Origin of the sequence: Streptomyces sp. NPDC015127, assembly GCF_043080095.1 — a bacterium.
GTDB lineage: Bacteria > Actinomycetota > Actinomycetes > Streptomycetales > Streptomycetaceae > Streptomyces.
The window spans coordinates 117845-141390 of the sequence record NZ_JBIBVE010000015.1; the positions used below are offsets into that span (position 1 = coordinate 117845).

The window sequence follows — 23546 nt, forward strand, 5'->3', positions numbered from 1 at the left end:
CATGCCCCGGATCACGCCCAACCTCTGGTTCGACACGCAGGGCAAGGAGGCCGCCGAGTTCTACGTCTCGGTCTTCCCCAACTCCAAGATCACCAACGTCAGCTACTACGGCGAGGCGGGCCCGCGCGCGGCCGGGACCGTGCTGACCGTGGACTTCGTGCTCGACGGCCAGCCCTGCACCGCGATCAACGGCGGCCCCGAGTTCACCTTCAACGAGGCGGTGTCCTTCCTGATCGACTGCGCCGACCAGGAGGAGGTCGACTACTACTGGAGCAAGCTGTCCGAGGGCGGCCAGGAGGGCCCGTGCGGATGGCTCAAGGACAAATACGGCCTGTCGTGGCAGGTCGTCCCGGCCGTGCTGGAGGAGCTGCTGAATGATCCCGACACGGAGCGCTCCCAGCGCGCGATGAAGGCCATGCTCCAGATGGGCAAGCTGGACGTGGCGGCACTGCGCGCGGCGGCCGACGGGGCCTGAGCGTTGCGGTGGCGGCCGAGGGGCTGTCCGGCGGATCTTGGCCGGGGCCAATATCCGCCGGACAGCCCCCAGGCGCGTGCCGTTCGTCCAACGCCCTTTGCCACAATGGGCATTGACCACGATGCGCGACGGCGCCGCCGACCCGGGGGGACCATGACCACCACAGCCGCACAGGTACCCGGTCCGGCGGGACTGCCGCTGCTCGGGTCGATGCTCGACCTCAAGCGCGACTCCCTCGGCACCTTCCTCGCGGCCCGGCGCGAGCACGGAGACGTCGTCCGCCTCACCGCCGGGCCGCCCGGACTGCGGGCCGAGCTGTACGCCGTGTTCTCCGCCGAAGGCGCGCAGCAGGTGCTCGCCACCGAAGCGGCCAACTTCCGCAAGGACAACGCCTTCTACCAGGAGGTCCGCGAGTCCTTCGGCAACGGTCTGCTGACCAGCCAGGACGCCGACTACCTGCGCCAGCGCCGGCTGGTGCAGCCGCTGTTCACCCGGCGCCGCGTCGACGGCTACGCCGAGGCCGTCACCGCCGAGACGGCGACGATGCTCGCCGCGTGGCGCGCCGCCCCGGACCGGACCGTGGACGTCGTCACCGAAATGACGGGCCTGACCCTGCGCGCGGTCGCCCGCATCCTGTTCGGCGCGGACGTGGAATCCGCAGTCGCCGTCGTCGAGCGCTGTTTCCCGGTCATCGGCGACTACGTCCTGCGCCGGGGCTACTCGCCCGTCAACATCCCGCGCGACTGGCCCACTCCGGGCAACCGCCGCGCCGCTGCCGCGACCGACGAGCTCTACGCGGTGTGCGACCGCATCATCGACAAGCGGCGGGCGGACGCGGACGCGGCGGCAGGCGACGACCTGCTCACCCTGCTCGCCACGGCGCAGAGCGAGGAGGACGGCAGCTTCGACGCCGCCGAGATCCGCGACCAGGTGCTGATCTTCCTGCTCGCGGGCCACGAGACGACGGCGACCTCGCTCGGCTTCGCGCTGCATCTGCTGGCACGCCACCCGGAGCACCAGGAGCGGGCCAGGGCGGAGGCGGCGAGCGTCCTGGCCGGTCGCGTGCCCGGGGCGGCGGACCTGGACTCCCTGCCGTACCTGACCAAGGTCCTCAAGGAGACCATGCGGCTCTACCCGGCCGGTCCGGTCGTCGGCCGCCGTGCCGTCGCCGCCACCGAGATCGGCGGCCACACCGTCCCGGCGGGCGCCGACGTGATCGTGGCCCCCTGGGTGACGCACCGCCACCCGCGGTACTGGCAGGACCCGGAGCGCTTCGACCCCGAACGCTTCACGCCGGAGCGGGAGAAGGAACGGCCGCGCTACGCCTGGTTCCCGTTCGGCGGCGGCCCCCGGGCCTGCATCGGCCAGCACTTCTCCATGCTGGAGTCCGTGCTCGCGCTCGCGATGATCCTCGAGGAGTACGAGCTGACGGCGACCGACGAGACGGTGCCCGTCGACACGGGCATCACCCTGCGCGCCGCCGGTCCGGCACGCTGCGTCCTGCGCCCGGTCTCCTGACGGCAACGGCGGGCGAGGGACCCGCCGGAGCCCGAAATCGGGTGGACCGCGCCCCGTCCGTGCGGGATACGGTCCCGGCATGTCCCCATCAGCCGAAAGCCCGGATCCCTCCACCGTGTCCGCGGACGACGTCGACCGTGCCGTGCGGCTCTGCCTCGACCTCCTCGGCTCCGCGCCGCCCGGCGCCCCGTGGGACGCGCAGGCGGGGACCATCGAGTGGTCCTGCTGGGAGACGGTCGAGCACCTCGCCGACGACCTGTTCGCCTACGCCGTCCAACTCGGCCCGCGCAAGCCCTCCTTGGACCGCGTCGTGCCGTTCGTCTACGACAGCCGCAGGCCCGGCGGCCCCCGCAACACCGTGCACGCCGACCGCGCGGCCGGGCCCGCCGGGCTGCTGGAGGTCCTGGAGGCGTGCGGGGCGCTGCTCGTCGCCATGGTGCGCACGGCACCGCACGGCCTCCGCTCGCACCACGTGTTCGGCAGCTCCGACGCCGAGGGCTTCGCCGCCATGGGCGTCGTCGAGACCCTCGTCCACACCCACGACGTGGCGTGCGGCCTCGGACTGCGCTGGACCCCGCCGGATCGACTGTGCGCGCAAGTGCTCGCGCGGCTGTTCCCGGACGTGCCGGACGGTACGCCGCCCTGGCCCACACTGCTGTGGGCCACCGGGCGGGGCGACCTGCCCGGCCTGGCGCGCCGCACCGCATGGCGCTGGTACGGCGAACCGAGGTCCTGAGACATCCTGGGGGGTGAGCCCTCCCCGACGAGGGCAGGGGGCGACGGGCCGCAAGGAGGACCGTGGACCTGGAGAGCATCCTCGACGAGCTGTACGAACTGCGGCCGCAGGACTTCACCGCCGCGCGCAACGCACGCGCGGCCGAGGCCCGCAAGACCGGCGCCCCCGACCTCGCCGAGCGGATCAAGGCCCTGCGGCGGCCCACCGTCTCCGCGTGGGCGGGCAATCTCCTCGTGCGCCGCGCGCCGGAACGCGTCCAGCCGCTGCTCGGCCTCGGCGAGGGCCTGCGCACCGCCCACCGGGGCCTCGAGGGCGACCGGCTGCGCGAGCTGAGCCGGCAGCAGCACGTCCTGGTCGCCGCCCTCGCCCGGGAGGCACGCGACCTGGCGGCGGCCGAGGGGCAGCAGGTGGGGGAGGCCGCCCTGCGCGAGATCGAGGGCACCCTTCACGCCGTACTGGCCGACCCGGCGGCGGCCGAGGAGTGGGCGGCCGGGCACCTCGACCGGCCGCTGACCCCGCCCGTCGGATTCGCGGCGGCGGTGGCGGACCCGGGGGTCGTGACGAGCCGCGCCCCTGCGCCACGCCCCGGCGGGAAGCCGCAGCCCGCCGGCCCCGGACCCGGCCGGGTGAAGAGCGAGGAGCGGGACCGGGAGCAGCACACGGCTGCACGCGACAAGGCTCGCCGGGACGAAGCTCGGCGGGCCGAGGAGGAGAAAGCCCGCCACGAGGAGCAGGACCGGGCCCGCCGGGAGGCCGAAGAGGCCGAAAGGGACGCACGCGAGCGCGAGGCCGAGCACGCCCGGGCAGCCGAGGAGAGCGCGCGCGCCGAGGCACGGGCCGAGGAGGCCGCCGAACGGGTCGAGGCGCTCGCGGACGAGCTGAAAGAGGCCAAGTCGGATCTGCGTGCCGCCGAGACGGAGGCCCGCGAGGCACGCGAGCGGGCGCGGGTGGCCAACGGCGCGGCCGCGTCGGCGCGCCACCGGGCCCGCCGGGCGGCGCAGCGCGCGGAGCGCCTGACGTCGGGCAGGCGGTGACCCGCGGCCCGTGCGGATGGCGCCCAGCGCGCGCCCAGCTCCGGCGGTCGGCGCTGCGGACGACGCCAGGCCCGGCGACCCGCGCCGCCGACGCTGTGCGGCCCGGGTCCGCCCCCGGCCGGCTCGGTGTCCGCCTCAGCGCTCGCGCGTACGGCGCGGGCCCGGGCCGCCGGCGCCTTCCTGCAGGCCGGGTCGGGCGTCGTCCGCACCCGGCTCAGGGTCGTTCGCCTGCTCGATGCGTGTGTGCTGCTGCCGGGACCGCAGGTAGCCCCACAGCTCGTGCTTCATCTCGTCGTCCATGCGCCGGCTCACACGGTTGCTGCCACGCTCCATCGAGAGAGCACCTCCTTCCATGCGTTCGTACTCTGCCGGGCCCGTACCCAAGGGCGGCAGACCCACACGAAACTCCTTGCTGTTTCTGCCGGCCGCGTGCCCACGGCCGCGCCCGAGCGAAAAGCACTACGGCTTGCACGCCGGATCGCCGATCATGCGGGGTATGTCACCCATCTTCGACGAACTGATCGCCGAGGCCGAGTCGGCGCCGGTGGCCGGCTGGGACTTCTCCTGGCTGGACGGGCGGGCCACGGAGCAGCGGCCCTCCTGGGGCTACCAGCGGCTTCTGGGCGAGCGCCTGGCCTCCGCGTCCGCCGCGCTCGACATCCAGACCGGGGGCGGCGAGGTCCTGGCCGGGGTGCCGGTGCTCCCGCCGACGATGGCCGCCACGGAGTCCTGGCCGCCGAACATCGCCCGGGCGACCGCCCTGCTGCATCCGCGCGGCGCGGTCGTCGTCGCGGATCCCGACGAGCCGCCGCTGCCCTTCGCGGACGCCGCCTTCGACCTCGTCACGAGCCGCCATCCCGTCACCGTGTGGTGGTCGGAGATCGCCAGGGTCCTCGCCCCGGGCGGGACGTATCTCGCCCAGCACGTCGGGCCGGCGAGCGTGTTCGAACTGACCGAGTTCTTCCTCGGACCGCAGCCCGAGGCGCGCACGGCCCGGCACCCCGACGCGGAGTGCGCCGAGGCGCGCGCGGCGGGGCTGGAGATCGTCGATGTGCGGCTCGAACGGCTGCGGATGGAGTTCTTCGACATCGGGGCCGTCGTCTACTTCCTGCGGAAGGTGATCTGGATCGTCCCCGGCTTCGACGTCGGCCGCCACCGCGACCGGCTGCGCGAGCTGCACGCCCGCATCGAGTCCGAGGGCCCCTTCGTCGCCCACTCGTCCCGCTCGCTGATCGAGGCCCGCAAGCCGACGGCATGACGGGGGCACGCGTTCGCCCGGGCAGCGGGGCTGCCCGGGCGAAGCGGACGGACAGGTCGACGGTCGGTCAGGTGCTGCTCGCCGCTCCCGCCGCCCTGGTGCGGTGGACCAGCGCCGAGCCGGCCATGAGCGCCGCGGCCGCCGCGCTGAGCACGGCCGCGGCTCTCGCCCAGGTGAACGACGCGCCGAGGCTGCTGTTCAGCAGGTCGACCGTGCCCACGCTGGCCAGAGCGTGGAGCGCGATGACGCCCACGGCCAGGCCCGCCGCCGCGGCCCACACGATCAGCGTGTCCCGCATCGCGAGCCATACGGCGCACACCAGGCAGAGCACCATGACCGCCACGGACAGCGTCTCCGCGTAGCCGCCGGACCGCAGTCCGGCGAGGTCGGTCGGCAGGTGGATCATCCCGCAGGCGAAGAGCACGACCGCCGCGGGCCAGCGCAGCGCCGAGCGCAGGGCGGGGGAGACGGTGTGACTCCTGGGCCCCGCCGCCAGCGCGCCGTCCAGCGCGGATATCGGCCACTGTGCGGACGCCGACGGTTCCCTCTGCTGCTTCTGCTCCTTCGGCCGCTTCGGCCGTTTCAACTGCTCGGCCTGCGCGGCGAGGGCGGCCGGGGGCACGTTCCCGCCGTCGGCGTGCTCGTCCACGCCCTGCGCGGACCTCAGCTCGGACGCGTCACCGCCCGCCGAGCGCCAGTCGCTGCTGTCGGCGCCCAGGATGCTGACGAGCTGCACCACGTCCTCGATCGGCCGGCCCACGGCCGCGGCACGCAGGGTGGTGTCGGCCTGGTGGAGGTCGCACCCGGACTCGTTGAGAAGGGCGACGAGCTGCCGCACCTCGTCCAGCGGACGCGAGACGGCGGCGGCGCGCAGGGCGACGTCCCCGGGGCTGGACACCTCACCGGTCCGCTTGAGCCGGGCCACCAGCGCGGCCACTTCCTCCACAGGACGTTCCGTGGCGGCGGTCCACAGCAGGGTGTGGATCGGCTCGTCGCCGGACTCGGCCTCCGACGCGGCCTTCAGGTCCGCAGCGGGCTCGCGCTCCTCGACGTCCGGTTGACGAGGCTCCGGTTGGTGACCTTCCGGTTCGTGACGCTCCGGTTCGTGACGCTCCGGTTCGGGTTCATGATTTTCCGCCGCGCGAAGCCGCGCTTCCAAGGTCAGCACCTCAGGAGGCTCAGGCTCACGCAGCTCGGATTCACGCTGTTCCGGCTCAAGATGCTCTGGCTCACGCTGTTCCGGCTCACGCAGCTCAGGCTCACGCTGTTCCGGCTCGAAGCGCGTCGGCTGCCGCAGCTCCGGCTGGTACCGCCCCGGCTCGTACGGCTCGGGCTCATAGAGCTCCGGCTGGTAGCGCTCCGGCCGGTACGGCTCCCGCTCGTACCGCCCCGGCTCGTAGCGCTCCGGCTCGTACGGCTCCCGCTCGTACCGCTCCGGTGCGTCGGTCCGACGCCCGTCGACCTCGGTGAACCGGCGGGGATCGGGCGCGTCGTGCGGGACGGCGGGCTGCTCCGCCGGCACCGTGGCGGCGGCCTGCGGGGCAGGTGGCACGACGGGGGGAACCGTCGGCCGGGGCGGGATGTACGGGGTGCTGGGAGCCGGGTGCGTGGGGACGACGAACTCCGGGTCCGGCGCCGGCGCGGGCCTGGCGGGCTGCTCTATGCCGTGGTCGGCCGGTTCTGGGGTGAAGGGGTCGGGGGTCATGGCGCGGGCTCCGTTCGTGGAACATCCGGTAGGCGTCCACCGTGTCTGTCTCGTGCTGCCTCGTGCTCGTGAGTGGGCGCGCACTTGGTTACATCTAGTGCGCAGTTCCGCGCACTGCGCCATCCGGGATCGGCCCCCGATGGGCCGTCGGGGCGAACGGGACCGTGGACGGCGGGCACCGAGGCAGCGAAGAGGGGCGGGGACACGGTCCCCGCCCCTTGTGGAGCACAACGCGACAAGCGGGCCGCCCGGCCCGCCCCGATCAGCTCCCGCCGCTCCCGTACGGCCGCGTGATGACCTCCATGCCGTGCCCCGCCGGGTCGTGGAAGTACATGCCGCGCCCGCCGTCGTTGCGGTTGATCTCGCCCGGCTGCTTGCCGTGCGGATCGGCGAAATAGGTGACGTCCGCTTCCTCGACGCGCTGGAAGATCCCGTCGAACTCGTCCTCCGAGACCAGGAACGCGTAGTGCTGCAACGGGACTTCGTGGCCGACGGTCGCGAAGTCGAGGGTGACGCCGTTGCCGAGGGCGAGGGGGACGAACGGGCCCCACTCCTGCCCGACTTCGAGCCCGAGGACATGGGCGAGGAACTCGGCCGACTCGCGGTTGTTCCGGGCGAGCACGATGGTGTGGTTGAACTCTACTGACACTGTGGATTGCCTCCGTCGGGCAAACTCACGGGCACCTCCATGCCTCACCCGGTCGGTGACCGACACGCGATGCCGTGCAGGCGAGCGTAGGACGGCTCCCGACTGATTGTCACGCCGTTTCTCCGCCGCGCGGGCAGCTCATGTTGCCTGATGACAGCCGGAGTTGGCGGCCCGGAAGGCGGCATAGGCCGGACGTCGGCGTCGGCCGGTCCGCGGGTTCGCCGCGCGGCAGCGGGCCCGGTGGAGTTCAATGAGAGGCGCGGGGCCGAGCGCACAGCCGTCGCCGGACACGGATGGGACGGGACTTCGGCCGGCGCCGGGCCCGGACCGGCTCCGGGCGGGAACCGACGGATCACGGGAGCGCCTCCTGGGAGTGATCGACGAGTGAGCACCAGCGGCCATGTCCCCGGCAGCGGACCGGACCGCCCGGACGACCGCGCGCTCCTCGTGCTCGACGACGCCGGCACGGTGCTCGCCTGCACCGGAGCCGCCGCCGAGCTGCTCGCAGCCCCCGCCGTCGAGATCAACGGACATGACATCGGCTCACTCCTCGCCGAACCGGGCGACTGGCCGCGGCTGCGGGGGCCCGCACCCGACGACCGCCCCCGCTCCCTGCGCGCCTCGCTGCGCGGGCCCGGCGGTCCGGTGCCCGTACAGCTCGACCTGCTGCCGATCGACGGCATGCTTCCCGCGCGGTTCCTGTTGCGGGTGATGGCAGCGGACCACGCCGACCGGCGGGAGGAGAACGAGGCCCTCGTCGGCGCGCTGTTCTCGCAGTCGGGCATCGGGCTCGCCATCCATGACACGGAACTGCGCCTTCGGCGCATCAATCCGCTGCCGGGGGACGTGCGCCCCGCGTCGGCGCGGCTCGGTCCCTCAGGCGGCGCGCTCGGGCGGCGGATCGGGGAGCTGCTGGTGCCGGAGGACGCGGCGGCCGTCGAGGCCAGGCTCCGCCGCGTCGCCGCCACGGGCGAGCCGCTCATCGACTTCGTCACCTCGGCGCGTCTCGCCAGGGCCCCCGACCGTGACCGCATCATCTCGCTGTCCGCGCTCAGGCTGGCAGGCGCCAAGGGCGCCGTGCGCGGCGTGGCGGTGACGTTCACCGACGTGACAGAGCACGAACGCTCCCGGAAGCGCGCGGCCCTCGTCGGCACGGCCGCCTCCGCGCTCGGCCGGTCGCTGGAGGTCTCGCGCAACGCGCAGGTGCTGGCGGACCTCCTGGTCCCGGCGTTCGCCGACCTGGCCGCCGTGGACCTCACAGAGGCGGTACTCGTGGGCGAGGAACCGGGCGCCTTCGCGACGGGGGCGCCGCTGCGCCGGGTCTCCGCCGTCGCCGCGGACGGGGAGTGGCCCGAAGAGCTGTACCCGTGCGGCTCCGTCATCCGCGTACGGGGCTACGAGAGCGACCGGCTGCGGCTCGGGTCGGCGGTCATCGTCCCCGACCTGGAGGAACTGCGGCCCAGGATCGCCGACGACCCCGACCGGGTGCGTCTGGTGCTCACCGACCGCGCCTCCTCGTACATGGTGGTGCCCCTGCAGGCCCGCGGGCACGTCCTCGGCGCGGTCTCGGTGTGGCGGAGCGGCGAGCGGGTTCCGTTCGACGCGCAGGACGCCGCCGTCGCGGAGGACATCGGCTCCCGCGCCGCGCTCGCCCTCGACAACGCCCGCCGGTACACCCGCGAACGCCGCACCGCCGAGGCCCTGCAGCGCAGTCTGCTGCCGCGCCCGCTGCTGAAGGTGACCGCCGCGGAGACGGCGGGGATCTATGTGCCCGGCAGGACGCTCGCGGGTACCGGCGGCAGTTGGTTCGACGTGATCACGCTCTCCTCGTCACGGGTCGCCTTCGTGGTCGGCAACGTGCGGGGGCACGGTCTCAACGCGGCCGCCGCCATGGGCAGTCTGCGGACCGCCGTGCGCACGCTCTGCGATCTCGACCCGCCGCCGGACGAGCTGCTGACCCACCTCGACGACCTCGTGGTGCGCCTCGCCGAGGACGAGCAGCCGGGCGACGCGGAAGGCACGGTACGCGGGGCCAGCTGCCTGTACGCGGTCTACGACCCGGTCAGCGCCCGGTGCACGATGGCCAGCGCCGGGCACGCGCCGCCCGTGCTGGTGCGGGCATCCGGTGGCGCCGCGCCGGTCGGGCTGCCGGCCGGGCCCGCCCTCGGCAGGGAGGGCGCGCCGTTCGAGCCGGTGGAGCTGGAGCTGCGGCCGGGCGACCTGCTGGCGTTCACCGCCGGATCGCTGTCCGTGGAGGCGGGCGATGCGGGGCATGTGGCCCGGTACCTGGGCGAGGAGACCGTCGGCGGCGGGTCCCGTCCGGTGCCCGAGATCGGGCGGGAGATGCTCGTCCCCTTCCTGGCCGAACCTCCCGACGACGACGCCGCGCTGCTGCTGGCCCGGGTGGCCGTCACCCCCGAAGACGCCGTCGCCACCTGGGAGTTCCCGGCAGACGTCAAGATCGTGGCGGACGCGCGGGCCGAGGTCGCCCGTTGGCTGACCCGGTGGGGGCTCGACGACCTGGTGTTCACCACCGAACTGATCGTCAGCGAGCTGCTCACCAACGCCATCCGGTACGCCGGCGGGCCGGTCGGCCTGCGGCTCATCAGGGACCAGCGGCTCGTGTGCGAGGTGTCCGACCCCAGCCAGACCCAGCCGCACCTGCGCCGGGCGCGCCTGACGGACGAGGGCGGCCGCGGACTGTTCCTGATCGCCCAGCTCACCCACCGGTGGGGGAGCAGGTACACCGCGTCCGGCAAGACGCTCTGGACCGAGCAGCTGCTGCCGCAGCACCTGCGCCCGTGAGCGCTGCCGGTACGGTGCGGGCGACGGCAGGGACGCCGATAGTAGCCATGTACAGTGCCCTGCCATGAGCAAGGCATTCCCGGGCCCGACGCCCGGTTTCCTGGTGTGGCGGCTGTCGATGAAGTGGCGCGTCGCCGTCGACCGCGCACTCGCCCCGGTGGGCCTGACCCACGCCCAGTACTCGCTGATGGGGACGCTGCACGGCCTCGACCGGTCCGGCGTGCGCCCGAGCCAGCGCGAGCTCGCCGACCACACGGGACTCGAAGCGCTCTACGTGTCCAAACTCGCCCGTGCCCTGGAGGCCGACGGGCTGATCGAGCGGGTCCGGGACGCCGCCGACAGCCGCGCCGTACGCCTGTCCCTCACCGATCGCGGACGGGAGGTCACCGGCCGCGCCGTCGTGGTCGTCCAGGGGCTGATCGGCCGGCTCCTCGCCCCGCTCGGCGGCCCGGACAGCGAGCGCACGGACGCGTTCGTCCGCGACCTGACCGCGCTGCTCGACGCCCCGCTGGACCCGCCCGGCGGCTCGTAGTCCGTCGCACCGGGGCCCGTGTGCGTCCTGGGCACCCGGCGTCACGCCGGGGCGGCCGCACGAGCGGTGATCATCCGGTGCATGCGATCCGCCGCGGCCCGGCCGAAGGACGCGCTGTTGATGTCCGCGTCGACGTCGATCACCGTGACCGCGCTGCCCCGCAGCCCGTCGCGCAGCGCGCCGAACAGCGCCGCGTCCGCCGCCGGGTCGTGGTACGGGCCACCCGGGCCGCCCAGCGTCGACAGGCCGCGCAGCGGGACGCACACCTCGGCCGGGCCCGTGGCCGCCCGCAGCTTCGCCGCGATCCGCCGGCCCAGTTCGGCGCACTCCTCCGCCGTCGTGCGCACCACGGTGATCGAGGGGTTGTGCACCAGCACGTGCCGGTCGCGCATCGCGGCCGGAAGCGTGTCCGGCGGGCCGAACTTCACCATGTCCAGTGCCCCCAGGCTCACCACCTGTGGGACACCGTGGCGCCCGGCCGCGGTGAGCCGGTCCGGTCCGGCGGTCAGGATGCCGCCGGCCAGGTCGTCCGCCAGCTCGCTCAAGGTCAGGTCGAGCACGCCGGCGAAGAGCCCCTGCCCGGCCAGCGACTCCAGTGTCCGTCCGCCCGCCCCGCTGACGTGGAACACCAGGACCTCGTAGCCCAGCTCCGTCAGCCGCGCCCGGGCCGCGTCGACGCCGGCCGTCGTCACGCCGGCCATGCTCGTCGCCACCAGCGGCCGCTCGCCCGCGGCCAGATCGGCGGGGCGCAGCGCCCGGCGCCCGGCCGCGAAGCCCGTCGCCATGCCCGCCGCCGCGTCGGCCGCGTTGGCGAGGACCGGGGCGGAGACCGTGTTGATCCCGGCGATGTCGACGACGCTGTACATCATCGTGATGTCCGTGGACCCCACGTACGGCGACACATCGCCCGCCGCCATCGAGGAGACCATCAACTTCGGTATGCCCAGCGGGAGCCCGCGCATGGCGCGGGTCGCGATGGAGGTGCCGCCGCTGCCGCCGATCGCGAGGACGCAGTGCAGACGGCCCGCCTCGTGCAGCCGCGCGACGACCTCCGCCGCGCCGCGGGCCATCGCCGTCACGGCCGTGCCCCGGTCCCCCTGCGCGCGCAGCGCCGCCAGCTCCGTCCCGGCGGCCCGCGCCACCTCCTCGCGCGGGACGTCCGCGGCGAAGTGCGGCTCCCCGATCACTCCCGTGTCGACCACCAGCACATCGACCCCGGCACCGAGCAGCCGCTCGTGCAGCCAGGCGTACTCCACTCCCTTGGTGTCCAAGGTCCCCACCAGCACAACTGTCGCCATGGCACGTACTGTTCGCCACAACGGGCCCGGGGACAAGAGCGCCGCGACGGGTGGGTGGCGCGGGGTGGCGGGCCCCGCCGGGGGGCGATGTGCGCCGCCGTTCGGGCCGCACGGGAATGGATCGACGCGTCGGTGCGCTGATGTACCCGCACAAGATCGGGGTGAGATGCGATCCTCGAAACGGACGCACTCGAAGCCGTTCGCTCAAGGAGGCCTGACCCCCATGTCAGAGAACAGCGGCTGGGCGAATCCGCTGCGGGACCCGCTCGACCGGCGGCTGCCCCGTATCGCCGGGCCCTCCGGACTCGTGATCTTCGGAGTCACCGGGGACCTGTCCCGCAAGAAGCTGATGCCCGCCGTCTACGACCTCGCCAACCGGGGGCTGCTGCCGCCGGGCTTCTCGCTCATCGGCTTCGCCCGCCGGGACTGGGCCGACCAGGACTTCGCGCAGGAGGTCCACGACGCCGTCAGAGAGTACGCGCGCACCCCGTTCCGCGAGGAGGTGTGGCAGCAGCTGGCCGAGGGCATGCGGTTCGTCCAGGGAGACTTCGACGACGACGCCGCCTTCGAGCAGCTGCGGGCGACGGTCGAGGACCTGGACAAGGCGCAGGGCACGGGCGGCAACTTCGCCTTCTACCTGTCGGTGCCGCCCAAGTTCTTCCCCAAGGTCGTCCAGCAGCTCAAGGACCACGGCCTGTCCGGCGCGCCCCGCGGCTCCTGGCGGCGTGCCGTCATCGAGAAGCCCTTCGGCCACGACCTCGCCAGTGCGCGGGAGCTCAACAGCATCGTGCACGAGGTGTTCGCCCCGGACGAGGTCTTCCGGATCGACCACTACCTGGGCAAGGAGACCGTCCAGAACATCCTGGCGCTGCGGTTCGCCAACACCCTCTTCGAGCCCGTCTGGAACCGGTCCTTCGTCGACCATGTGCAGATCACGATGGCCGAGGACATCGGCATCGGCGGCCGGGCCGGCTACTACGACGGCATCGGCGCCGCCCGTGACGTCATCCAGAACCACCTCCTCCAGCTGCTCGCGCTGACCGCGATGGAGGAGCCCGTCTCCTTCGACGCCGCGTCCCTGGTCACCGAGAAACTGAAGGTCTTCAAGGCCGTCAAGGTGCCCGAGGACCTGGGCCGGCACACCGTGCGCGCCCAGTACACGGCGGGCTGGCAGGGCGGCGCGAAGGTCGCCGGCTACCTCCAGGAGGAGGGCATCGCGCCCCGGTCGAGGACCGACACGTACGCCGCGATCAAGCTGGAGATCGACAACCGCCGCTGGGCGGGCGTCCCGTTCTATCTGCGCACCGGCAAGCGGCTCGGCCGCCGTGTCACCGAGATCGCGGTCGTCTTCCAGCGCGCCCCGCACTCCCCGTTCGACTCCACGGCGACGGAGGAACTGGGCCAGAACGCCCTGGTCATCCGCGTCCAGCCGGACGAGGGGGTGACCATGCGCTTCGGCTCGAAGGTGCCCGGCACCTCGATGGAACTGCGCGATGTGACCATGGACTTCGCCTACGGCGAGTCGTTCACCGAGTCCAGCCCGGAGGCGTACGAGCGGCTGATCCTCGACGTGCTGCTCGGTGACGCCAACCTCTTCCCGCGCACCGAGGAGGTGGAGGAGTCCTGGAAGATCCTCGACCCGATCGAGAGCTTCTGGGACACGAACGGCTCCCCGGCCCAGTACCCGGCGGGCACCTGGGGCCCCGAGGAAGCGGACGAGATGCTCGCACGAGACGGACGGAGCTGGCGCAGGCCATGAAGATCGACCTCACGGACACCACGTCCAGCAAGATCAACAAGGCGCTGGTCCAGGCCCGGCGGGCCATCGGCACCCCGGCCGTCGGCATGGTGCTCACCCTCGTCATCGTCACCGACGAGGAGAACGCCTACGACTCCATCAAGGCCGCCGGGGACGCCTCGCGCGAGCACCCCTCGCGCACCCTCGTCGTCATCAAGCGCCACGCCCGCTCCCCGCGCGACCGCCACGACACGCGGCTCGACGCCGAGGTCCGCGTCGGCACCGACGCGGGTGCGGGGGAGACGGTCCTGCTCCGGCTCCACGGCGAACTGGCCGACCGCGCCGACTCCGTCGTCCTGCCCCTGCTGCTCCCCGACGCCCCCGTCGTGGTCTGGTGGCCGGTCGACGCACCGCCGGTCCCCGCCAAGGATCCGCTCGGCGCGCTCGCCCAGCGCCGTATCACCGACGCGTACGCGGTCGAGGAGCCGCTGCGCGAACTGGCCGCCCGCGCCTCCGGTTACGAGCCCGGGGACACCGACCTGGCCTGGACGCGGCTCACCCCGTGGCGCTCGATGCTCGCGGCGGCGCTCGACCAGGCGCGGACGGAGGTCATCGGGGCCGTGGTGGAATCCGAGGCGGAGAACCCGAGTGCGGAACTGCTCGCCCGCTGGTTCGCGGACCGTCTCGCCGTGCCGGTCGAACAGGTCGTCACCGCGGGTCCGGTCGTCACCGCCGTCCGCCTGCGCACCGCCGACGGCGAGATCCACATCGACCGGCCCGAGGGGCCCGTGGCAAGGCTCTCCATCCCCGGCCAGCCGAACCGCGTACTTGCCCTGAAAGTGCGCACCACGGCCGAGCTGATTGCGGAGGAACTGCGCAGGCTCGACCCCGACGAAGCCTACGCGGCAGCACTTCACGCCCAAATCACCCCACCTGAGCCCATGGCCGCCACAGGCGGCTGATTTCCTTCCTTTCCGGCGCGCAGGGCCACTCGGCCCGGCTTGTCCAGAATTTCCTTTCGTCCGAACGCTCCGCAATGGAGCGGTGACGCAATTCATTGTTCGAGGGGTGTGGCGCTCGTGCCGCACCCCTCGGCGCGTGAACGCCCCGTGACGCCCCGTCAAGCGACCTTCGCCTGTCGTGAATCTGCACACCGAATACGCAGGCGGCACACTGTCTCCTCATCGCCGCCCCCGTGCTGACCAGCGATTATCTGAATCTGAGGGGGAATGTCCCCTTCGTCGGCGGGGTACGGGGCGCGCGCATCGGGCCCGCGCAGGGCGATCGTGTGAAGAAGGTGGCACCAATTCATGTAGGGGCGTGCACGCGGCGGTAATACGAGGACCTCTCGCGAGGCGATCCGGCCTTCCGTCCGTCTCCCGCGATTGGCCGCTCAACACGCTTACGTGCTTTGATCCTTCGCACCGCGGGATTCAATTGGGTTCTCGGATCCGGGAATCTCCCCACCCCGCTGGCGGCCGGCAACGCGCTCTTTCCGCGCAACCGGGCGCTGTCATTTCGAAATATCCATCCGAAGGGAAGCTTCTTATGAACTTCGTCCCCACCCAGGAGATCTCCGACAGCGAGCTGGACAACGTGGCCGGCGGTCTGCACAGCGCCACGGTGAGCAACGCCACCGCCGCTCTTGACACGATCGTCCCGGTCTCCGGCACCATCGCCACCGTGACCGGCGTCGTCGAGGGTGCCACCGGCATCAACGCCGCCGCGATCACCGGCCCGGTCAACGGCCTCGTCGCCGGTCTGTAAGACCTCCGCGGCTCGCCGGCCCGCTCTGCCGGCAGCGCCGAGCCGTGTGCCCCGGACCGATCCCGGCTCCGGGGCGCACGGCCGTGCGCAGTTTCCGACCGGGTACATTCGGGGACCCGTACCGTTCAGGCAGTTGAGGGAAGAGTGTCGTGCAGTTCCGCCAACAGGCCCTTTCCAAGCTGCAGTCGCCGGAGGAGATCGACCTTCCGGTGCGCTTCGCCCGGCCGCAGGGCCTGCTCGTCCTGGCCGTGACCGTCGTCGTCATGATCGCCGCCGCCGTGTGGGCCGTCACCGGGACCGTGACCTCCACCGTCTCAGCACCCGGCATCCTCACCCACGGCCAGGGCAGTTACGTCCTGCAGAGCCCGGTCTCCGGGCAGATCACCGAGGTGCTGGCCAAGGAGGGCGAACGCGTCGAGGCCGACGCGCCCCTGCTGGAGGTCCGCACCGCCCAGGGCACCGCCGTCGTCCGCACCATCGCGGCCGGACGGCTCACCACCCTCGTCGCCGCCATCGGCTCCGTCGTCACCACCGGCAGCGACGTCGCCGCCGTGGAACGGATCGACAGGCCCGGCGACCCGCTGATGGCCGTGCTGTACGTCCCCGCGGAGAGCGGCTCGGCCGTGCCCGTCGGCGCCCGCGTCGACCTCACCGTGCAGTCCGTGGCCGCACAGAAGTACGGCGTGCTGCGGGGCCGGGTCAAGGCCGTCGGCCGCACGGCCCAGACCCGTCAGCGCATCACCGCCTTCCTCGGCAGCAGCCAGCTCGGCGAGCAGTTCTCCAAGGACGGCCAGCCCGTGTCCGTGCTGGTCGAGCTGAAGAAGTCCCCCGGCACCGAGTCCGGCTACGACTGGTCCTCCTCGCAGGGCCCTCCGTACGCCCTCGAGTCCATGACCCTTGCCGGCGGCTCCGTCCATCTGGCCGCCCAGCATCCGATCGATTGGCTGCTGCCGTGACCGCACACCGTGACACCGTCCCCGCACAGCGGCAGCTGCCGCCCGCGGGCCGCCGCAGACACCGCCCGGAGCCGGCCCCCAGCGGCCGGCGCGGCGCGCGCCGGGCCGCCCCGCCGCCGCGCCGGCAGCGGAAGCCCAAGCCCGTCCGCACCCCGACCGTCCTCCAGATGGAGGCCGTCGAGTGCGGTGCCGCCGCGCTCGCCATGGTGCTCGCCCACTACGGCCGCCATGTGCCGCTGGAGGAACTCCGCATCGCCTGCGGCGTCTCCCGCGACGGCTCGCGCGCCAGCAACATCCTCAAGGCCGCCCGCAGTTACGGTCTCGCCGCCAAGGGCATGCAGATGGAGGCCACCGCCCTCGCCGAGGTGCAGCCGCCCGCCATCCTGTTCTGGGAGTTCAACCACTACGTCGTCTACGACGGCATGGGCCGCCGTCTCGGCCGCCGCGGCGTGCACATCAACGACCCCGACAAGGGACGCCGCTTCGTTCCGGCGGAGGACTTCGACACCAGCTTCACCGGCGTCGCCCTGGTCTTCGAGCCCGACCGCACCTTCACCAAGGGCGGCCGCCGGCCCGGGATCATGAAGGCCGTGCCCGCCCGGCTGCGCGGCACGACCGGCACCCTGCTCGCCGCACTGCTCGCCAGCCTCCTGCTCGTCGCCGTCGGCGCGGCGGTGCCCGCGCTCAGCCGCACGTACATCGACATGTTCCTGATCGGCGGGCAGACCTCCCTGCTGGGGCCCCTGTTCGCCTCGCTGGCGACCCTCGTGGCGCTCACCGCCGTCCTGACCGGCCTGCAACAGGCGAACCTGCTGCGCGGCCGCATCATCTCGTCCACCCTGGGCAGTGCCCGCTTCCTCAGACACCTGCTGCGGCTGCCGGTCACCTTCTTCGCCCAGCGCAGCCCGGCCGACCTGGTCCAACGGCTCCAGTCGAACGACGCGGTGGCCGAGACCCTGGCCCGCGACCTGGCCGCCGCCGCCGTCGACGGCGTCGTGGTCGTCCTGTACGCCGTCCTGCTGTGGACGTACGATCCCCAGCTCACGGTCGTCGGCGTGCTCATCGCGCTCCTCAACGTGGTCGCCATGCGGATCGTCATCCGGCTGCGGGCCACCCACACGCAGAAGCTGCGCGCCGACAGCGCACGGCTCACCAACACCTCGTACACCGGTCTCCAGCTGATCGAGACCATGAAGGCGACCGGCGGCGAGGACGGCTACTTCCGCCGCTGGGCGGGGCAGCACGCCACCACGCTGGAGGTGCAGCAGCGCCTCGGGGTGCCGAGCGCCGTGCTCTCCGTCGTCGCGCCCACCCTCGCCACCCTCAACAGCGCGCTGATCCTGTGGATCGGCGGACTGCGGGCCGTCGAGGGCCACATCTCCATCGGCCTGCTGGTCGCCTTCCAGGCGCTCGTCGCCCGCTTCACCGCGCCCATCACCCGGCTCAACGGTGTGGCCGGACGCATCCAGGACTTCGCCGCGGACGTCGCCCGGCTCAAGGACGTCGAGAACTTCCCCGTCGACCCGCTGTACTCCCGTGACGAGCCCGACCCGAGCACCCGCAGGCTCAAGGGCCACGTCACGCTGGAGAACATCACCTTCGGCTACAGCCCGCTCGACGCGCCCCTGCTCAGCGGCTTCTCCCTCGCCGTGGGACCCGGCCGTCAGGTCGCCCTCGTCGGAGGATCGGGCAGCGGCAAGTCCACCGTCTCACGCCTGATCTCGGGTCTGTACACCCCGTGGGAGGGCACGATCCGCATCGACGGCGAACGCCTGGAGGACATCTCCCGCAGCGCCGTCGCCGCCTCCGTCGCCTTCGTCGACCAGGACATCTTCCTGTTCGAGGGGACCGTGCGGGACAACATCGCCCTGTGGGACCCCTCCATACCCGACGAGGCCGTGGTCGCCGCGCTGGAGGACGCCGCCGTGCTCGACGTCGTCCGGCGCAGGCCCGAGGGCATCCACAGCCGCGTCGAACAGGACGGCCGCAACTTCTCCGGCGGACAGCGCCAGCGCCTGGAGATCGCCCGCGCCCTGGTGCGCCGCCCGAGCATCCTCGTGCTCGACGAGGTCACGAGCGCCCTCGACGCCGAGACCGAGCGCGTCATCATCGACAACATCCGCCGCCGCGGCTGCGCCTGCGTGGTGATCGCCCACCGGCTGAGCACCGTGCGCGACAGCGACGAGATCGTGGTGCTCGACCACGGCACGGTCGTCGAACGCGGCCGCCACGAGGATCTCGTCGCCGCTCAGGGCGCGTACGCCGAGCTGGTCAAGGAGCACTGACGTGTCAGCCATGCACCCGGACGCCGGGCCGACGGCCGCCACGGGCACGCCGGAGTCGACCGACGCGGTGATCCAGGCATTCGGGGGCCTCGGCGCGCCCGTCGACTGCACCGGTCTGCGCAGCCTCCACCTCGAAGGGCCGCAGGTGCTGTGGCTGGTGGTCGGCGGCTTCCTCGACCTGTTCGCGGTGGACGCCGCCGAGCAGGGCCACTGGCACTTCCTCGGCCGGCTCGAACCCGGCACGCTGCTGCTCGGCCCGGTGGAGGGCCCGCGCCACACCCTCGTCGGCCGCCCCTCCCAGGAGTGCGGGCTTCGCCGCATCGCCCTGCGCGAGTTGTACCAGGACCCCTACGGACAGGACCCGTACGCGACCCAGAGCCTGTACGTGCCCGATCCGTACGCCGCCACCCAGGACCCGTACGGCAACGGTGCCTGGAACCAGCTGGAGCACGCCTTCGCCCTCGGCGTGGGGCGAAGCCTCGGCGTCCTGTTCGAGGCCCCGCTCGACGGCCGCCCCGCCGACGCGGGCGTGACCGACGAGGACATCCTGTGGATGCCCGTCGATCCCGGCAGCGTCCGCTACGGCGCCTCCTACAGCGCGGAGGCGGCGGCCGACCTGCTCGTCGAAGGCGCGATGTGGCAGCGCATGGTCAACCAGCAGTACCGGCTGCTGTCCGCCGTCGACCAGTGGATCGAACAGCTGGAGCGCGCCCACGAGGACCGCGCGGCGGCCGGGATCAAGGCGGGCGAGGACGTCCGTGCACGGGCCGACGAGGCGCTGATCGCCTCCATCGGCAAGCGCGGCGGCACGCGCCGCACGGCCGGCGCGGACGGCGACGACGCCGTGTTCGCCGTGTGCCGTCGGGTCGCCGAGGCCGCCGGGATCACCCTCACCGAGCCGCCGAGAGGCGCCGCCGACGAGGAACGGGTCAGCCCGGTCGAACGCGTGGCGATCGCCTCCCGCCTCCGTACCCGGCCCGTACGCCTCGCCGGGAGCTGGTGGCGCACCGACAGCGGCCCGCTCGTGGGCCACCGCGCCGCGTCCGGCGCACCGGTCGCCCTGCTCTGGCGCCGGGGACGCTACGAGGCCGTCAACCCGCTCACCGGCACCCGCACCCGCATCGGCAAGGACAACGCCGACGACTTCGAACCGCGCGGCGTCATGTTCTACCGGCCGCTGCCCGAACGGCCCGCGAGCCTGTGGCGCCTGATGCGGTTCAGCCTTCGCGGAACGCGCATGGACGTGCGCAACCTGCTGCTCGCCGGTCTGGTCACGGTCGGCCTCGGCGCCCTGGTGCCCGTCGCCACCGGAAAGGTGCTCGGCACCTACGTACCGAGAGCCGAGACGGGCCTGATCGTGCAGATGGCGCTCGCGGTGATCACGGCCGGCGTGGTGTCAGCGGCGTTCATGCTGCTCCAGAACCTCACCATCCTGCGGATGGAGGGCCGGATCGAGAGCGCGCTCCAACCTGCCGTGTGGGACAGGCTCCTCAGGCTGCCGACCCGGTTCTTCACCGAGCGCTCCACCGGCGAACTCGCGAGCGCGGCGATGGGCATCAGCTCGATCCGCCGTGTCCTGTCGGGCATCGGCCCGGTCGCCGTGCAGTCGGGCACCGTCGGCGCGATGAACGTGGCCCTGCTGCTGTGGTACAGCGTGCCCCTCGCACTCGCGGCCATCGGCATGCTGCTGGTGATCGGTCTCTTCTTCCTCGGGATGGGGCTGTGGCAGGTGCGCTGGCAGCGGCGGCTGGTGGAGCTCGGCAACAAGCTCAACAACCAGGCGTTCCAGACCCTGCGCGGGCTGCCCAAGCTGCGGGTGGCCGCGGCCGAGAGCTTCGCGTACGCGGCCTGGGCCCGGGAGTTCGCCCGTTCCCGCGAACTCCAGCAGCGCGTCGGCCGGATCCGGAACCTCACGACCGTGCTGGACGCGGTCTACCTGCCGCTGTGCTCGCTCATCATGTTCATGCTGCTGGCCGGTCCGGCCCGCGGCAGCATGTCGGCCGGCGACTTCCTCACCTTCAACGCCGCCGTGACGATGCTGCTGACCTCGGTCACTCAGCTGACGGGCGTGCTGGTCTCGGCGGTCGCGGTACTGCCCATGTTCGAGCAGGTGCGCCCGATCCTGGACGAGACACCGGAGGTGCGGGGCGCGAGCGCCCAGCCCGGCACGCTGTCCGGCGCGGTCGAGGCGCGCAAGCTGTCCTTCCGCTACACCGACGACGGCCCCGCGGTCCTCGACGACGTGTCGCTCCAGGTGCGGCCCGGCGAGTTCGTCGCGATCGTCGGCCCCAGCGGCTGCGGAAAGTCCACCCTGCTGAGGCTCCTGATCGGCTTCGACCGGCCGGATGCGGGATCCGTGCTCTACGACGGCCAGGACCTCGCCGCGCTCGACCGCGCCGCGGTGCGCCGGCAGTGCGGAGTCGTCCTGCAGAACGCCCAGCCGCTGACCGGATCGATCCTGGACTGCATCTCGGGCGCCGAGACGTTCTCCCAGGAGGAGGTGTGGGCGGCCGCCGAAATGGCGGGACTGGCCGAGGACATCAAGCGGATGCCCATGGGACTGCACACCATGATCGCCAACGGCGGCGCGATCTCCGGCGGGCAGCGCCAGCGGCTGATGATCGCCCAGGCGCTGGTGCGCCGCCCGAGCATCCTCTTCTTCGACGAGGCGACGAGCGCGCTGGACAACGAGACCCAGCGGACGGTGATGGACAGCACCCGCAAGCTGAGCGCCACGCGCCTGGTGATCGCCCACCGGCTCACCACGGTCATGGACGCCGACCGCGTGCTCGTCATGTCCGACGGCCGGATCGTGGAGGAGGGCCGCCCCGCGGACCTGCTCGCGAACCCGAACGGGCGGCTGTACGAGCTGGTGCGGCGTCAGATGGCGTGACAATGGCGGCGAGCCGGCCCCCGGGGACCGGCCAGTGCCTGCGGCGCTGTGGCGGATGTGCGTGCGGGGGACCGGCCCGTTCCTGCGGCGGTGCCGTGGCGGGTGCGTGGCCCGGGGGACCGGCCCTGCCCGCGACGGCTACGACACGCGCTGGGCGGGAGTGCGCCTGCGCGGCGCCGTGCCGGTGCCCTCGGCGAGCAGCGCGTCGGTGATGAGCCTGACGCCGCGCGCCAGGCGGCCCAACTGGTCCAGCTCGACGGCGTACATCCGGATGGTGTTCTCGATGACCGCCTCCGCGACGCCCAGCGTCGGCAGTTCGGCACGGGCGGTCTGCAGCGCCGTGCGCACGGCGCGCGCCTCGTGCTGCAACTGGAACTGCGCGTGCCGCGCGAGCAGCACGGGATGGCGGGTGAGCGGCGAGTATCCCGCGTAGCGGGCCGGCAGCAGGTCCCTGAGCCACCGGGCGGCCGTGCGCTCCCAGTCGCGCGTGCCGGGGGCCTTGACCTGACAGGGCCAGTCCGGTCCGAGCGTGGTGAGGGTCTGGGACATCGTCGTCGCTTCCGGGTCATGCCGATCGGCTCTGATCGAGAGGCTTGTGGCGGTCCCGGCCCAGGGGTTGACCGGGACCGCCAGGGGCATCCGCGGTACGGCGGGTGCCCGGATTGAACATCAGAGTCCGGCGCGAGGAGGGAGCACCGGGCTCAGGATGTTCGGTTCACGGGGCAGGAGGTCGTGCTCGTGGTTGCCGACGACCCGGCTGCCACGAGCAGTAAATATATATACCGTCGAGTAAGCAAGGGTATGAAAAATTTCATGCATACCCGGCCGTGAAAATGTCCGGGAAACAGGCAGGTCACACGGAAAGTCGTCGGCCGCGGCCGTCAGTCCTCGATGAAGAAGTCGTGCTGCTCGGCAACCTGCTCGTACCCCTCGAGACGGGACTGCGTACGCTCCGGATCCGCGTCCGCCATCGCCTGGAGCACGGCGGCCGACAGCACGCCCGGCGCCGAGTACGAGTCGAAGACGAGCCGTGAACCGGTCCCCGCCGTCAGCGACACATCGGCCTCGTCCACGAGCGGGCCGAGCGTCAGGTCCGTGATCAGCGCGACGCGCAGTCCCGTGCTGCGCGCGGCCCGCAGCGCCGCGAGCGTCTCGTTGGCGTGCCGCGGCATCGCGTACGCCAGCACCCACGTCCCGCCCGCCTCGCGCGACTGGAGCAGCGCGTCGTAGGCGACGCTGCCGCCACGTGTCACCAGCCGCACATCGGGATGGATGCGGCGCGCCGCGTACGCGAAGTACTCGGCGAGCGACACCGAGATCCGCAGGCCCAGCACGGTCAGCGGCATCGAGCGGGCCAGCTCGCGGCCGACGTCCAGGACCCGGTCGGTGTCGGCGAACACCCGGCGCAGGCTCTCCAGATTCGCGATCTCGGCGTCGACGGCCGCCTGGAGCTCGTTGTGGCGGATCTGCTTCCGCGTCTCCTGGGCGCCCGCCACCGCGCTCAGCGCGATCGGCTGCAGTGCCTCCCGCAGCGCCGGGAAGCCGCTGTAGCCGAGGGACGTCGCGAACCGGGTCACCGACGGCTGGCTGACGCCCACCCGCTCGGCGAGGTCCGTGATCGACAGGAACGCCGCCTCGGTCAGGTGGTCGATCATGTACTGGGCGATACGGCGCTGCCCCGGCGACAGCCGGTGGCTTCCGAACAGGGCCCGGACCCTGTCCGCGGGCGCGGCCTCGGGCACCGGCGACTGCCGGCCGGGGGTGATCGCCGCCGCCTGCGCCCGTGCCTGCTGCCCTGATGGCACCGTGTGCCTCCTTGTTGTCCGGATCGGGCTCAAATCTAGCTCAACCGCCCAGAGCCGATGCCGGCCTCGCGACCCGGCCCGCGGCCGGGCCG

The 23546-nt window shown here is 72.8% G+C and carries 19 protein-coding genes; 13 read left to right on the forward strand and 6 right to left on the reverse strand.

Annotated elements, in window-relative coordinates:
* Position 1 precedes the first annotated feature (1 nt).
* From ACF08N_RS28095 to ACF08N_RS28110, 4 genes are all read left to right on the forward strand, one after another.
* Positions 2 to 475 (forward strand): VOC family protein, encoded by a 474-nt coding sequence (locus tag ACF08N_RS28095; protein WP_392327488.1) that lies wholly within the window; start codon positions 2 to 4, stop codon positions 473 to 475.
* A 153-nt stretch (positions 476 to 628) separates the two neighbouring features.
* Positions 629 to 1993 carry a cytochrome P450 gene (locus ACF08N_RS28100; RefSeq protein ID WP_392327489.1) on the forward strand — a complete coding sequence of 455 codons (1365 nt, stop codon included), beginning with the start codon at positions 629 to 631 and terminating at the stop codon, positions 1991 to 1993.
* A gap of 79 nt (positions 1994 to 2072) precedes the next feature.
* Entirely contained in the window at positions 2073 to 2729 is a 657-nt protein-coding gene (locus tag ACF08N_RS28105; RefSeq protein ID WP_392327490.1) for a maleylpyruvate isomerase N-terminal domain-containing protein, read from the forward strand.
* 62 nt (positions 2730 to 2791) lie between these two features.
* Positions 2792 to 3763 (forward strand): hypothetical protein, encoded by a 972-nt coding sequence (locus ACF08N_RS28110; protein WP_392327491.1) that lies wholly within the window; start codon positions 2792 to 2794, stop codon positions 3761 to 3763.
* 135 nt (positions 3764 to 3898) lie between these two features.
* On the opposite strand, the gene ACF08N_RS28115 is transcribed toward ACF08N_RS28110, so the two are convergent.
* On the reverse strand, positions 3899 to 4096 hold the full coding sequence (locus ACF08N_RS28115; protein WP_392327492.1) for a hypothetical protein: 198 nt from the start codon (positions 4094 to 4096) through the stop codon (positions 3899 to 3901).
* 163 nt (positions 4097 to 4259) lie between these two features.
* Between ACF08N_RS28115 and ACF08N_RS28120 the strand changes: the two genes are divergently transcribed.
* Positions 4260 to 5021, forward strand: a complete 762-nt coding sequence (locus ACF08N_RS28120) for a class I SAM-dependent methyltransferase (RefSeq protein ID WP_392327493.1) — start codon at positions 4260 to 4262, stop codon at positions 5019 to 5021.
* 67 nt (positions 5022 to 5088) lie between these two features.
* On the opposite strand, the gene ACF08N_RS28125 is transcribed toward ACF08N_RS28120, so the two are convergent.
* Together ACF08N_RS28125 and ACF08N_RS28130 are read right to left on the reverse strand one after the other, a co-directional pair.
* Positions 5089 to 6726, reverse strand: coding sequence for a hypothetical protein (locus tag ACF08N_RS28125; protein WP_392327494.1), 1638 nt, complete (start codon positions 6724 to 6726; stop codon positions 5089 to 5091).
* 262 nt (positions 6727 to 6988) lie between these two features.
* The gene (locus tag ACF08N_RS28130; RefSeq protein ID WP_392327495.1) at positions 6989 to 7375 is read right to left on the reverse strand and encodes a VOC family protein; all 387 of its coding nucleotides are present in this window, start codon (positions 7373 to 7375) and stop codon (positions 6989 to 6991) included.
* Positions 7376 to 7759: 384 nt separating this feature from the next.
* On the opposite strand from ACF08N_RS28130, the gene ACF08N_RS28135 reads away from it, so the two are divergent.
* Together ACF08N_RS28135 and ACF08N_RS28140 are read left to right on the forward strand one after the other, a co-directional pair.
* Positions 7760 to 10180, forward strand: a complete 2421-nt coding sequence (locus ACF08N_RS28135; RefSeq protein ID WP_392327496.1) for a SpoIIE family protein phosphatase — start codon at positions 7760 to 7762, stop codon at positions 10178 to 10180.
* A gap of 64 nt (positions 10181 to 10244) precedes the next feature.
* Entirely contained in the window at positions 10245 to 10712 is a 468-nt protein-coding gene (locus ACF08N_RS28140; protein ID WP_392327497.1) for a MarR family winged helix-turn-helix transcriptional regulator, read from the forward strand.
* Between the two features lie 41 nt (positions 10713 to 10753).
* Here the strand turns inward: ACF08N_RS28140 and ACF08N_RS28145 are convergent, their stop codons facing one another.
* Positions 10754 to 12010, reverse strand: coding sequence for a Tm-1-like ATP-binding domain-containing protein (locus ACF08N_RS28145; protein ID WP_392327498.1), 1257 nt, complete (start codon positions 12008 to 12010; stop codon positions 10754 to 10756).
* A 223-nt stretch (positions 12011 to 12233) separates the two neighbouring features.
* Between ACF08N_RS28145 and zwf the strand changes: the two genes are divergently transcribed.
* The 6 genes from zwf to ACF08N_RS28175 all read left to right on the forward strand — a co-directional run bounded on the left by zwf (position 12234) and on the right by ACF08N_RS28175 (position 21649).
* Positions 12234 to 13769, forward strand: coding sequence for a glucose-6-phosphate dehydrogenase (gene zwf, locus ACF08N_RS28150; protein ID WP_392327499.1), 1536 nt, complete (start codon positions 12234 to 12236; stop codon positions 13767 to 13769).
* Positions 13766 to 14710 (forward strand): glucose-6-phosphate dehydrogenase assembly protein OpcA, encoded by a 945-nt coding sequence (gene opcA / locus ACF08N_RS28155; protein WP_392327500.1) that lies wholly within the window; start codon positions 13766 to 13768, stop codon positions 14708 to 14710. The genes zwf and opcA overlap by 4 nt, the downstream gene beginning before the upstream one ends.
* Before the next feature lie 586 nt (positions 14711 to 15296).
* The gene (locus tag ACF08N_RS28160; RefSeq protein WP_392327501.1) at positions 15297 to 15515 is read left to right on the forward strand and encodes a type A2 lantipeptide; all 219 of its coding nucleotides are present in this window, start codon (positions 15297 to 15299) and stop codon (positions 15513 to 15515) included.
* 149 nt (positions 15516 to 15664) lie between these two features.
* Positions 15665 to 16471, forward strand: a complete 807-nt coding sequence (locus tag ACF08N_RS28165; RefSeq protein ID WP_392327502.1) for an HlyD family efflux transporter periplasmic adaptor subunit — start codon at positions 15665 to 15667, stop codon at positions 16469 to 16471.
* Positions 16472 to 16638: 167 nt separating this feature from the next.
* Positions 16639 to 18756, forward strand: coding sequence for an NHLP family bacteriocin export ABC transporter peptidase/permease/ATPase subunit (locus ACF08N_RS28170; RefSeq protein ID WP_392327565.1), 2118 nt, complete (start codon positions 16639 to 16641; stop codon positions 18754 to 18756).
* Between the two features lie 10 nt (positions 18757 to 18766).
* Positions 18767 to 21649 carry an NHLP bacteriocin export ABC transporter permease/ATPase subunit gene (locus ACF08N_RS28175; RefSeq protein ID WP_392327566.1) on the forward strand — a complete coding sequence of 961 codons (2883 nt, stop codon included), beginning with the start codon at positions 18767 to 18769 and terminating at the stop codon, positions 21647 to 21649.
* A 138-nt stretch (positions 21650 to 21787) separates the two neighbouring features.
* On the opposite strand, the gene ACF08N_RS28180 is transcribed toward ACF08N_RS28175, so the two are convergent.
* The gene (locus tag ACF08N_RS28180) at positions 21788 to 22198 is read right to left on the reverse strand and encodes a hypothetical protein (protein ID WP_392327503.1); all 411 of its coding nucleotides are present in this window, start codon (positions 22196 to 22198) and stop codon (positions 21788 to 21790) included.
* Positions 22199 to 22530: 332 nt separating this feature from the next.
* Complete coding sequence (locus ACF08N_RS28185; protein ID WP_392327504.1) at positions 22531 to 23454, reverse strand: MurR/RpiR family transcriptional regulator; 924 nt, start codon at positions 23452 to 23454, stop codon at positions 22531 to 22533.
* Positions 23455 to 23546: the final 92 nt, after the last annotated feature.

Bases quoted from the DNA above. Each gene is read 5' to 3' on its own strand.
- ACF08N_RS28095 (WP_392327488.1), top strand. From the start codon at position 2: ATGCCCCGGATCACGCCCAACCTCTGGTTCGACACGCAGGGCAAGGAG.
- ACF08N_RS28100 (WP_392327489.1), top strand. From the start codon at position 629: ATGACCACCACAGCCGCACAGGTACCCGGTCCGGCGGGACTGCCGCTG.
- ACF08N_RS28105 (WP_392327490.1), top strand. From the start codon at position 2,073: ATGTCCCCATCAGCCGAAAGCCCGGATCCCTCCACCGTGTCCGCGGAC.
- ACF08N_RS28115 (WP_392327492.1), bottom strand. From the start codon at position 4,096: ATGGAGCGTGGCAGCAACCGTGTGAGCCGGCGCATGGACGACGAGATG.
- ACF08N_RS28120 (WP_392327493.1), top strand. From the start codon at position 4,260: ATGTCACCCATCTTCGACGAACTGATCGCCGAGGCCGAGTCGGCGCCG.
- ACF08N_RS28125 (WP_392327494.1), bottom strand. From the start codon at position 6,726: ATGACCCCCGACCCCTTCACCCCAGAACCGGCCGACCACGGCATAGAG.
- ACF08N_RS28140 (WP_392327497.1), top strand. From the start codon at position 10,245: ATGAGCAAGGCATTCCCGGGCCCGACGCCCGGTTTCCTGGTGTGGCGG.
- ACF08N_RS28145 (WP_392327498.1), bottom strand. From the start codon at position 12,010: ATGGCGACAGTTGTGCTGGTGGGGACCTTGGACACCAAGGGAGTGGAG.
- zwf (WP_392327499.1), top strand. From the start codon at position 12,234: ATGTCAGAGAACAGCGGCTGGGCGAATCCGCTGCGGGACCCGCTCGAC.
- opcA (WP_392327500.1), top strand. From the start codon at position 13,766: ATGAAGATCGACCTCACGGACACCACGTCCAGCAAGATCAACAAGGCG.
- ACF08N_RS28160 (WP_392327501.1), top strand. From the start codon at position 15,297: ATGAACTTCGTCCCCACCCAGGAGATCTCCGACAGCGAGCTGGACAAC.
- ACF08N_RS28170 (WP_392327565.1), top strand. From the start codon at position 16,639: ATGGAGGCCGTCGAGTGCGGTGCCGCCGCGCTCGCCATGGTGCTCGCC.
- ACF08N_RS28175 (WP_392327566.1), top strand. From the start codon at position 18,767: ATGCACCCGGACGCCGGGCCGACGGCCGCCACGGGCACGCCGGAGTCG.
- ACF08N_RS28180 (WP_392327503.1), bottom strand. From the start codon at position 22,198: ATGTCCCAGACCCTCACCACGCTCGGACCGGACTGGCCCTGTCAGGTC.